Below are 11428 nucleotides of genomic sequence, written 5' to 3'. Positions count from 1 at the left end.
CAATAAATAGTGAACAAAAGAAAGCCAAAAGAGATTAATGATATAAACAGTGAGCGTTGAACAAGACGGCCTTGCTGCTGATTAGCTCGTTACCGGTCAGTGATGGCGCATTTGAGAGAAAACGATGCCGATGGCTTGCTGGCGGTGCTCGGCAGGTTGATGATAAATCAGCACTTCCGTACCGAAATTACATGATATTATGCGTAACCCTATTGATTCTTGCGTCTTCAACGCTCGCAGGCCGTCTGTTAAACGCTTTCTAACCCTGAACTCATTGCCATAATGAATACGTATAATAAAAAAGTTCGCGCCTATCACTTCCCCGCATTCCGCTATCTGTTCACCGCCCGCTTGCTGACGGTCCTCGGCAACGGTATGGCGCCGATTGCGCTAGCCTTCGCGGTTCTCGATATCGGCGGAACCGTTTCTGATTTGGGGATGGTGGTTGCCTCTCGTTCCATTCTCAACGTCGCCTTTCTGTTGCTCGGTGGCGTCCTGGCCGACCGCTACTCGCGTAGCCGGGTGCTGGTTTACTCATCCAGCGTCGCCGCCCTCTCGCAGGCCATCGTGGCCTGGCTGGTGCTGGATGGCTATGCGACGGTATTAAGCCTCGCCCTGCTTGGCATGCTTAACGGGGCCTCCGCCGGTATCGCCTTACCGGCTTCACAGGCGCTGGTCCCGCAGACGGTACCCAGCAAAAATCTTCGCGAAGCCAACGCGCTGGTGCAGCTCGGTATTTACAGCGGCACGGTGATTGGCGCGTCCCTTGGCGGGATCCTCGCCAGCTCGGTCGGCCCCGGCTGGGGGCTGGCAATCGATGCCATGGGCTTTGCCGCCGCAACCCCCCTGTACTTTATGATTCGCGTGGCATCGTCCAGGGTCAGCGCCGCGCAAAGTAACATCCTGCAGGATTTAAAAGAGGGATGGAAAGAGTTCGCCAGTCGTGCCTGGGTGTGGTCAGTCGTGGTTCAGTTTACGATTATCAACGCGGCATTCAGCGGCATAGTGATGGTGCTTGGTCCGGCGATAGCCGACGCCACCTTTGGCCGGGCGAACTGGGGGATCATTGTGGCGGCCGAAAGCGTCGGGTTAATCGTGGGCACCTTTATCGCCCTGCGCTGGCGGCCACGCCGTGATTTGTTTATCGGCGTCATACTGGTTGGGCTCTGCGCAGCCCCTATTTTGCTGCTCAGCCAGGCGGCCTCTGCCGCCTGGCTGATGGCGGCGTTCTTTCTCACCGGCGTCGCGTTTGGTCGGTTCGGCGTTGCCTGGGCCCATTCACTGCAAACGCATATCCCGCCGGAAAAACTCGCCCGCGTTTATGCCTATGACGCCGTCGGTTCTTTTGTGGCCATCCCTTTCGGTGAACTGGTTGCCGGGCCGTTAGCAATGCAGTACGGCAACAGCCACGTGTTGTTGGTTGCCGGCATCGCGGTGATGATCGCCACCGTCTGCGCCAGCCTGGTTCCGGCAATCAGGCGGCTGGAGAATACCGCGCAGGTCAGATCGCTGTAAGCTGATAAACCGGCACGCGTCGCGTCGTGCCGGTTAGCGTATCAAAAACGTCCGTTTCCGACGTGGCGATCCGCATCCCCGTTTTGCGCAGCCGCTGTACATCGGCGGCGATGCGTTGCAGGCCAAACCAGAACAACCCATCCAGCGCCGTCACCGCCAGCCTGTTTTCCAGCGCAAGCCGCAGGCGTTCGCGCGGATGTTTCACCTGCTGGGCGATTTCGCGATAGGGCGTTTCGCCGTTACCCGCCCCGTCGGTGCGGCGAATGCGGGTGGAGAGATGGTATTGAAACGCTTCCGGCACGCCAGCGAGATCGCTTTTCAGGCTATAGACACAGCCAAAACGCTTTCCGTTAAAGGTCGCGCTTTTCTGATTCAGGGCGAGCTCATCGCGCACGCTGGCGATCAGCTGCGGCGCGCGCGTCAGCAGCAGCCGAAAAGGCAGTTCGAAGCTGGTGACGTAATCCACATTCAGCAAGGCAATGCGCAGACGCTCTTCCGCTCCCGCCCCGCTCGCCTGACATTCCGCTATCACATCGGCCCACTGTTTCGTGAGGCGTTCGCTTTCCGTCGCCTCCGTAAAGCGGTATTTCTCAATCTGGTAGTCAATGCGCCCGCTCACCGTTGATACCCTTCGGATTATCGTATTATGCGTCGCTCACTTTACCAGCGACGCGCGAGCACCGGAAGCCTCTATCTGACAACAATAATCCGTGATTTCAACGGCCATCACGACGCCTGATGCTATTCACAAGTATCGCGCCACGGCCCGCGCGGGCACGGCTGCATCAGCGCATTCACGCGCTGCGGGTAAATGTCGTACATCCCACCGTTGAAGGGGTCAACGAGGAACCAGCCGGGGACGCCGAGGAACAGGAGGTTGCCGAACGTATACCAGTGGGTGGTTCGGGTTTGCAGCGGTACCAGCGTCGGATAATAACCCGCGTGCAGAAAAGTCACGTTATAGGTGAGTTTGCCAAAATAGCGGTTATCCGATTTAGGCAGCGTGACTCGTTGCGGAGTTACGCCGCGCGCGCTCACCACCCCATGATTATCCGAGATAACAAACTGCGCCCCCACCGGGTCGCTTTCCAGATACAGGCTCTGCGTTGACTCGCCGACAATGGTGGCGCAGCCGCTCAGCAGCAAACAGACCACAACGGATAACACGACTTTGACCATTTTTTAGGTTCCACTTTTCCCTCATAAGATAGAATCCTTAAGCGACAAAACAGCGGGCAATATTAAATCGTGCGTCGGTAGGTTAACCCCGCCACCGTGCGCCTTCCGCGAACAAATGCTATGATATGCCAACGATTTTTGGCTGCCTGACAGTCATCTTCACCATGATAAATGACGAGGAATCCCGGCATGAAAGCGAAGTCTGTCACCCTCTATGACGTAGCCGAGCACGCTAACGTTTCGTATCAGACAGTCTCCCGGGTGATTAATCAGGCCGCCCACGTATCCGAAAAAACGCGCCACAAGGTGGAAGCGGCGATGGATGCGCTGAACTATATTCCCAACCGCATGGCGCAGCAGCTGGCAGGTAAACTGAGCCATACGCTGGGGTTTGCCACCAGCAATCTGGCGCTGCATGCGCCGTCGCAGATTGTGGCCGCCGCCAAGTCGCGGGCGGGCGAACTGCAATTTAACGTGGTGATCGCCATGACCGAACAGTCTGGCCTGGAGGCCAGCAAAGCCGCCGTCAGCCAGCTGTTGTCGCAGCGCGTTGACGGCATTCTGGTCAATATTCCCATGGAAGAAGAACACACCCAGGAAATCGTGCGGCTGTGCGGCGCTATCCCGGTGCTGTTTCTGGATGTCTCGCCGTCAACCACCACGCACCATATTGTTTTTGACCCGCAGATGGGCGCGAAGCTGGGTGTCGATCATCTGCTCGAACGGGGTCATCAGCAGATAGCCCTGCTGTCCGGCCCGCTAAGCTCCATTTCGGCGCGTCTGCGTTTGGAGGGCTGGCAGTCTTGCCTGGCGGAACACCAACTGATGCCGGTGGCGGTGATGTTTGGCGACTGGAGCTCGCTATCGGGTTACCAGCAGGTTACGCGGCTGCTTAACGAGGGAACCCTCCCGACGGCCATCCTGGTGGCAAACGATCAGATGGCGCTGGGCGCGCTACGCGCACTTTCCGAATACGGTTTGCCGGTTCCTGGGGCCGTCTCGGTGGTGGGCTACGATGATACGGAAGATAGCGCCTGCTTCACCCCGCCGCTCACCACCATCAAACAGGATTTCAGGGCGTTAGGGAAAGTCAGTATTGAGCGTCTGCTGGCGCTGATCGACGGAGAAGAGACGGTATCCGAATTACTGCCGGTCAGCCTGGTGGTGCGCAAAACCACCGCCCAACCGCCATCTGATTCGCTCAGCCCGCAGCAGCTTGCAGAGGAACTGGCTCGCCTCGCCCGGCAGGTTGCCCGCCTGCAATAACCGCTCTCCTGCGCCCCGCCTTCGGGGCCATGATTTGTGATTGCCTTCACCCTCTCCCGCGATGATCCTTTACATGCAGCGGGTATCCTCACATAGTAATTAAAATTGTGAGCGAATCGCAAATACATCAAGGAACCACCACTATGAGCCCTCAACCTCTCTCTTTGGCCGCCGTACTCGCCCGCCGCGACTGGGAAAATCCCGCCGTCACCCAGCTCAACGCGTTGGCCGCCCATCCGCCCTTTTCCAGCTGGCGTGAGGCCGATGACGCCCGCCGTGACGCCGTGTCAGCGTCACGGCAACTTCTCAATGGACGCTGGCAGTTCAGCTACTTCACGCGCCCGGAGGCGGTACCGGAAAGCTGGTTGCAGCACGACCTGGCGGACGCCCACAGCATTGCGGTTCCTGCCAACTGGCAGATGCTGGGTTACGATGCGCCCATTTACACCAACGTCACCTATCCCATTCCGGTCAATCCGCCGTTTGTACCGCAGGATAACCCCACGGGTTGTTACTCGCTCACATTCAACGTTAATCCGCAATGGCTGAGCGACGGGCAGACGCGCATTATCCTTGATGGCGTCAACTCCGCTTTCCACCTGTGGTGTAACGGCCAGTGGGTCGGCTACGCGCAGGACAGCCGCTTGCCGTCAGAGTTTGATCTTAGTGAGCTGCTGGTTGACGGCGAGAACCGCCTGGCGGTGATGGTGCTGCGCTGGAGCGACGGCACCTATCTCGAAGATCAGGACATGTGGCGGATGAGCGGTATTTTCCGCGATGTTACGCTGCTGCATAAACCAACGACTCGCCTGAGCGACGTCCAACTGGTTACCCAGCTCAACGACGAATTCAGCCGCGGCACGCTGGAAGCGACCGTGATCGTTGAAGGCGATATCACCCGCGACACGCGCGTCGCCGTGCAGCTGTGGCAGGACGATCGTCTGGTGAGCGAAGCAGAGCAGCCGCTCGGAAGCGACATCATTGATGAGCGTGGCGGCTATACCGATCGTACCACGCTGCGGCTGCCGGTGGCGCAGCCCGCGCTGTGGAGTGCGGAAGTCCCCGCGCTCTACCGCACCGTGGTGCTGCTCAAACGCGGCGATACGCTGGTTGAGGCGGAAGCCTACGACACCGGCTTCAGAAAGGTTGAAATCAGCGGCGGGCTGCTGAAAGTGAACGGTCAGCCGCTGCTGATTCGCGGCGTTAACCGCCATGAGCATCATCCGGATAACGGCCAGGTGATGGACATCGACACCATGCGTCAGGATATCCTGCTGATGAAGCAGAATAACTTCAACGCGGTGCGCTGTTCCCACTACCCTAATCATCCGCAATGGTATCGGCTGTGCGATTACTACGGCCTGTACGTGGTGGATGAAGCGAATATTGAGACCCACGGGATGGTGCCGATGCGCCGTCTCAGCGATGACCCTCGCTGGCTGCCGGCGATGAGCGAGCGCGTCACCCGCATGGTGCAGCGCGACCGCAATCACCCGTCGATTATTATCTGGTCGCTGGGTAACGAGTCCGGGCATGGCGATAATCACGATGCGCTGTATCGCTGGATCAAATCCAACGATCCCTCCCGCCCTGTCCACTATGAAGGCGGCGGTGCAAACAGCGCCGCCACCGATATCATCTGCCCGATGTATGCTCGCGTCGATCAGGATCAACCGTTCCCGGCGGTGCCAAAATGGTCCATCAAAAAATGGGTCGGCATGCCGGATGAAAACCGTCCGCTGATCCTCTGCGAATACGCGCATGCGATGGGCAACAGTCTTGGCGGTTTCCATAAATACTGGCAGGCTTTCCGTCAGTATCCCCGTTTGCAGGGCGGCTTTATCTGGGACTGGGTCGACCAGTCGCTCAACAAACGCGATGAAAACGGTCAAACCTTCTCCGCCTATGGCGGTGACTTTGGCGATACGCCGAACGACCGCCAGTTCTGTATGAACGGCCTGGTGTTCGCCGACCGCACCCCGCACCCGTCGTTGTATGAAGCGCGTTACGCCCAGCAGTTTTTCCAGTTCCGCTGGCTTGCCGACAATCAGCTGGAAGTCACCAGCGAATACCTGTTCCGTACCACCGACAATGAGCAGCTGTGCTGGACGGTGAAGCTCGAGGGGGAATCGCTTGCCAGCGGCAGCGTGCCGCTGACTATTGCGCCACAGGGGAAACAGACGATCGCCCTCGATCTGCCGTCGTTCGCCCGCAGCGGCGAGGTATGGCTGAATGTCGAAGTTAGGCAGAACGCCGCCACCCGCTGGAGCGAAGCCGGACACGTCTGCGCCCGCGAGCAGTGGCAACTGCCGGGTCTGCTTAACGCGGAATCCGTCGTCACCAGCGGCAAAGCTCCGGTACTGACGCAAAGCGATAGCCATTATTTCATTGCCCACGGCGAGCAGCAGTGGCAGTTCGATCGTGTCAGCGGCCTGCTGACGCAGTGGGTCAGCCACGGCCAGAACGTTCTGCTGACGCCGCTCCAGGATCAATTCACCCGCGCGCCGCTGGATAACGACATTGGCGTCAGCGAAGTGACGCGTATCGATCCCAATGCCTGGGTTGAGCGCTGGAAAGCGGCCGGTTATTACACCATGGCGTGCCATACCGTCAGCCTGAGCGCCGATACGCTGACAGAATCGCAGAGGGTACAACTCCGCTCCGAGCATCACTGGCTGGCGCACGGTAAGTTGCTGTTTATCAGCCGTAAAACCTACACCGTTGATAATCAGGGAGAATTGCAGATTAGCGTGGATGTTGACGTCGCCCGCGGCACGCCGTCTCCGGCACGCATCGGCCTGACCTGTCAGCTGGTGGAAGTCGCGCCGCAGGTCAGCTGGTTGGGACTGGGGCCGCATGAAAACTACCCCGATCGTCAGGCGTCGGCCCACTACGATCGCTGGCAGCTTCCGCTAGCTGAGATGTACACGCCGTACGTCTTCCCGAGCGAAAACGGCCTGCGCTGCGGTACTCAACGTCTGGAATATGGCGCCAATCTCTGGCGCGGTAATTTCCAGTTCAACCTCAGCCGCTATAGCCAGTCTCAGTTGCATAACACCTCACACCGGCACCTGCTGGTCGAAGAAGCCGGAAGCTGGCTGAATATTGATGGCTTCCATATGGGCGTTGGCGGCGATGACTCGTGGAGCCCGAGCGTTTCTGAAGAGTATCTGCTGCAACAGTCGCATTATCACTACAGTTTGCGCTGGGCGCGTCGCTAGCCCTGCCGTAAGCGTAAAAATCCACGCCGACGCGTGGATTTTTTTATGCGTGCGCGAAAGCTCACCATATGATAATCGTATTCCTACAAACGCTTATGATTATCACGCTTTATATTACGGGAAGAATGGATGTTGATGAAAACAACGGCCTCAGCGCCTCACGAGGTCAGAGCACAGTTTCGCGCCGGGGTAGTCGCCTGCTTTCCGACGATCCCCGGCTACTGGAGCATTGGTTTTGCCGCCGGAGCTATCGGCACACTTTCGGGTTTCACGACCCTGCAAACGGCGCTACTGGCCAGCCTGCTGTACGCCGGGTCGGCACAATTTTTATTCTACTCGCTGTGGGCCGCGGGCGCGGAGGTGGCATCGGTGGTGATCAGCGTTCTGCTGGTCAACCTGCGCTATCTGCTGATGAGTTCGGCGATGAGCGTCTTCTTTCGCGAGCACACCACTGTCCAAAAAATCCTCAGCGGCCTACTGCTGACCGACGAAACCTTTGGCGTGGCGGTGCAGTACGGCGGCGCGCACAGCAAAGTCCCGTTTGCCTGGATGCTGGGGATTAACGTCGCCGCCTGGCTGAACTGGATCCTCGCCTGTATCGTCGGCGCCGGTTTGGCCTCCGCGCTGCCGCCCGCGCTGATGGAAGGATTGAGCTTTAGCCTTGTCTCCATGTTTATCGGCCTGGTGCTGATGTTGTGGTTCGCCAGCCGTCGTCGGCTGCTGGAGACCGTTGCTATCGCCGTCTCGGTGTTGATTACGCTGTTCATGGCCGGCCATACCGACACCAGCGTGGTGGTGATTGTCGCCGCGTCCGTTTCCGCAACGCTTGCCACGCTGGGACTGCGTTTGTTCGCGAAGGGAGAACAATAAAATGGAACGCAATATTCTGCTCGCCATTATTGCTTCGGCGGTGGTGACCGCGCTGATGCGGACCGTGCCGGTTCTTTTGCTATCTCGCTTTCGCATGCCGCCCGCGCTACAGCAGTGGCTCAGCTTTATCCCGGCCGCCATTATGTCGGCGATTATCGCCGCTGAGCTTATCGGCAAACCGGCGCTCACGCCCGGCGGGGTGAGCATTTCGCTGCTCGCCGCGGCAGCGGCGACGCTTATCGGCATACTCAGCCGCAGCCTGTTTGCCACGGTGATTGCCGGAATGGTGGCCTTTACCGGGCTCAGCTTCCTTCTCACCTGATGTAACATGGCGTTCTGCTGACAACAGAACGCCTGTTACGGTCGCGTTACTCCGCAGCAGGCGCTTTCACCCGTACGCCTGCCAGCACCACCATCATCGCCACCACCAGTAGCACACCGCTGGCAGTAAAGACGCCGCTGGCGCCGTTAAGATCGAAAACCAACCCGCCTCCTGCCGCGCCTGCGCTGATGGCCAGTTGAATAGAGGCCACCAGCAGGCCACCGGCGCTTTCTGCTTCATCCGGTACCGTGGTGGCAAGCCAGGTTGACCAACCTACCGGCACCAGGCCGAAGGCAAATCCCCACAGGCTCACCAGCAGGCCGTCCAGCAGCGCCAGATGACCGAAGGCCACCATCATCAACGCCAGAATCCCCATTGCCAACGGCACCAACGCCAGCGTCAGGCGCAGGTTCCGCGCCAGCAGATGCCCGGCGATTGACGTGCCGACAAAATTCGCCACGCCAAAACCCAGCAAAATCAGCGAAATGGTTTCCACGCTTGCCTGACCAACCGTTTCAAGGAACGGGCGCAGGTAGGTGAAGAAGGCAAAATGGCCACTGAAAATGAAAATGGTCGCCAGCAGCCCGCCCACCATGCCAGGGCGGCGCAGCACTTTAAACAACGTGCCAAGGCTCGCGCCGCTGTCCGGACGCATGGACGGCAACACCCATAGCTGCCACAGCAGCGCCAACGCGCCGGGCACCACGCAAAGAATAAAAACATTACGCCAGCCAATCAGGCTTCCGAGAAAGCTGCCGAGCGGTGCGGCGACGACGGTGGCTATCGACACACCGGCAAAGATAATCGACAACGCTTTTGGCACATCGCTCGCCGGCACCAGCCGCATCGTGGTCGCCGTCGACATCGCCCAGAAGCCACCAATCGCCACGCCCAGCAGCAGTCGCCCTAATAACAACACGTGCAGCGACGGCGCAAACGCCACCAGCAGACTGGAGACAATTTGCAGCAGGGTAAAGAACATCAGCACCCAACGACGGTCGATGCTTTTAGTAGCCGACGTAATCAGCAGCCCGGTCACCAACGCCACCAGCGCGGTCGCCGTCACCGTTTGCCCGGCAACGCCCTCGCTCACGCCGAGGCTTGCCGCCATTGGTGTAAGCAAGCTGGCCGGTAAAAACTCGGCGGTAATCAAACCAAAAACCCCCAGCCCAAGCGACCATACGGCACGCCAGGCGGGTTTGGCCGGGGCTAAAGACCCGCTTTCAGCGACGCATGAATTCATCTGTTACTCTCCCGTTATGAAAATGTGATATATGTCGCAAAGCATAGAAAGTTCCGCCTGGACGATCTATGACATATAATCTCCAATTATTGATAATTCGTCCGGAGTTGCGCCCATGAGCCACCATGCCCCCGATTTAATCAGCGAGCTGCTGCGCGGAATGCGCCTGTCCGGCGTTAAATATCGCCGTATTGAAGCCAGCTCGCCCTTTGGCGTGGCTTTCGGTCGGGCATCAGGCAAAGCGCAGTTTCACTTTGTCAGCCAGGGCCCTGCGCTCTTAAGAACCGAGAGCGGCGCGCGCTTCGAGCTACAGAGCGGCGATGCGCTGTTTATTCCCAACGGCGATGCTCACGCCCTACTGTCGGATGATCACGCTATCGTGACGCCACTCGCCGACTTTCCCAGCGAACCGATTTGCAGTTCAGTGTGCGATATTCACTGCCAGCCCTGCCCCGACGGTGGCAACGTGGTTATATTCAGTGGATGTATGGATTTCGATCTTGGCGGCATGCAGCCGCTGGTGAAAGCAATGCCAGAAGTGATGATGGTGAGCCGACTGATGTCGACCTGGCCGGAAATCCACCCCTTGCTTTCCGCCATGGAGCGTGAAGCACAGGGCCGCCAGGTCGGATTTGCCGGGATCCTTGCCCGTCTCGCGGATGTCGTAGCAGCACTGATTGTCCGTGGCTGGGTGGAAGCAGGCTGCGGCAAAGCCACCGGTTGGATTCAGGTGCTGCGCGATCCACGCCTCAGCCGCGCCATCTACGCGATGCATCAGCAGCCCGGCATCAACTGGAGTGTGGCGGACTTAGCCAAAGAAGCCGGTACTTCGCGCTCGGTGTTCGCTGAACGATTCCTCTCAGCGACCGGCACCACGCCGGCGAAATACCTGGGCGAACTGCGCATGCGGCTGGCGGTACAGTATATCGGCCAGGAGCAACAGGCGATTGAGACCGTGGCGCTCAAACTCGGCTATGGCTCAGTCGCCGCGTTCAGTCGTGCGTTTAAACGCGTTGTCGGGCATTCGCCGGGAGCACTACGCGAAAATAGTGAGGTTGCTCCAGAGGTATAGTTGCTACGCCCGGCCATCATAATACACGTGAGGATAGCTGTTCGTGTTTTACCGTTAATATGGCCGCGCGTGAGTCGCTTGAATTATTTGCATCATGAATGAATAATGCCTTAATAACCGAATAAAAAACCTTACCGTTTCTTATTTCCAACTTGTTCATAACATTTCGTTTGATGGCGCTAATTCTTTTCTCTGAACGACCGGTAATGCGCGTCAATAGTTCAGGCTTTATTCCCATGCTCAACGCCAGTAGAATAAACAGTTCATTATCGGAAAGCGAAAAATAGAGCGACTTCTCTGCTTCACTATTCACTCCCGGCGAATATATATCAATTAGCATTTCGCTGTGGTTATTCTTAATGTTATACACCACCAACCCACTCGCGCTACGCAGCAGGTAACCGATAATCAGAGGCGAGACAACCTCTGTCAGTACCATGATGTTTTTACAGGAAAAAAGATGTGCATCCCGGGCTAACCGCTGAACTGACAAGGTGATATCCAGGTCGTTGAGAATAACGATGAAATCCAGAGCGACGTGTCCTATTCGACAGACACGCGTCTCTTTTTGAGGCGTGTTAAGAAGTTGCTGAATACCAAAATTCAGAAAAGCGTCATCACTGTAACTGACTACCTTCATATTCTTCCCTCCCCTGGAAATACACTTTACAATTAAAACACTAACGATTATGAAATGTCATTTCAATGTAATTAAAGTCCATAATTGGACTGCGCTATTT

Annotated in this window: 10 protein-coding genes; 6 read left to right on the top strand and 4 right to left on the bottom strand. The window is 57.8% G+C overall.

What is annotated here, in order from left to right:
• Positions 1-282 precede the first annotated feature (282 nt).
• Entirely contained in the window at positions 283-1515 is a 1233-nt protein-coding gene (locus NNN71_RS20665) for an MFS transporter (RefSeq protein WP_271459238.1), read from the top strand.
• On the opposite strand, the gene NNN71_RS20660 is transcribed toward NNN71_RS20665, so the two are convergent.
• Complete coding sequence (locus NNN71_RS20660; RefSeq protein WP_271459237.1) at positions 1502-2134, bottom strand: helix-turn-helix domain-containing protein; 633 nt, start codon at positions 2132-2134, stop codon at positions 1502-1504. The two genes, NNN71_RS20665 and NNN71_RS20660, sit on opposite strands and share 14 nt — an antisense overlap.
• 122 nt (positions 2135-2256) lie before the next feature.
• The gene (locus tag NNN71_RS20655; RefSeq protein ID WP_249023145.1) at positions 2257-2694 is read right to left on the bottom strand and encodes a hypothetical protein; all 438 of its coding nucleotides are present in this window, start codon (positions 2692-2694) and stop codon (positions 2257-2259) included.
• A gap of 189 nt (positions 2695-2883) precedes the next feature.
• Here NNN71_RS20655 and NNN71_RS20650 point away from each other — a divergent pair, with 189 nt between their 5' ends.
• The 4 genes from NNN71_RS20650 (at position 2884) to NNN71_RS20635 (ending at position 8373) form a co-directional block, all read left to right on the top strand.
• Positions 2884-3960 carry a LacI family DNA-binding transcriptional regulator gene (locus NNN71_RS20650; RefSeq protein ID WP_271459236.1) on the top strand — a complete coding sequence of 359 codons (1077 nt, stop codon included), beginning with the start codon at positions 2884-2886 and terminating at the stop codon, positions 3958-3960.
• A 143-nt stretch (positions 3961-4103) separates the two neighbouring features.
• Positions 4104-7181 carry a beta-galactosidase gene (locus tag NNN71_RS20645; protein WP_271459235.1) on the top strand — a complete coding sequence of 1026 codons (3078 nt, stop codon included), beginning with the start codon at positions 4104-4106 and terminating at the stop codon, positions 7179-7181.
• Positions 7182-7310: 129 nt separating this feature from the next.
• Positions 7311-8051 (top strand): AzlC family ABC transporter permease, encoded by a 741-nt coding sequence (locus NNN71_RS20640; protein WP_223802775.1) that lies wholly within the window; start codon positions 7311-7313, stop codon positions 8049-8051.
• Position 8052: 1 nt separating this feature from the next.
• The gene (locus tag NNN71_RS20635) at positions 8053-8373 is read left to right on the top strand and encodes an AzlD domain-containing protein (protein WP_249023141.1); all 321 of its coding nucleotides are present in this window, start codon (positions 8053-8055) and stop codon (positions 8371-8373) included.
• Between the two features lie 46 nt (positions 8374-8419).
• Here the strand turns inward: NNN71_RS20635 and NNN71_RS20630 are convergent, their stop codons facing one another.
• The gene (locus tag NNN71_RS20630) at positions 8420-9616 is read right to left on the bottom strand and encodes an MFS transporter (protein ID WP_249023140.1); all 1197 of its coding nucleotides are present in this window, start codon (positions 9614-9616) and stop codon (positions 8420-8422) included.
• A 115-nt stretch (positions 9617-9731) separates the two neighbouring features.
• Here NNN71_RS20630 and NNN71_RS20625 point away from each other — a divergent pair, with 115 nt between their 5' ends.
• Positions 9732-10688, top strand: a complete 957-nt coding sequence (locus NNN71_RS20625; protein ID WP_167575636.1) for an AraC family transcriptional regulator — start codon at positions 9732-9734, stop codon at positions 10686-10688.
• A 16-nt stretch (positions 10689-10704) separates the two neighbouring features.
• On the opposite strand, the gene NNN71_RS20620 is transcribed toward NNN71_RS20625, so the two are convergent.
• Positions 10705-11328: a hypothetical protein gene (locus NNN71_RS20620; RefSeq protein ID WP_167575635.1), complete on the bottom strand. Its 624-nt coding sequence runs from the start codon at positions 11326-11328 to the stop codon at positions 10705-10707.
• Positions 11329-11428: the final 100 nt, after the last annotated feature.

It is taken from the genome of Kluyvera sp. Awk 3 (assembly GCF_028069715.1).
In the GTDB taxonomy this organism is placed as follows: Bacteria; Pseudomonadota; Gammaproteobacteria; order Enterobacterales; family Enterobacteriaceae; genus Kluyvera; species Kluyvera georgiana_A.
The sequence above is the reverse complement of the archived record's forward strand: the minus strand, read 5'-3'. Positions and strand labels throughout refer to the sequence as shown.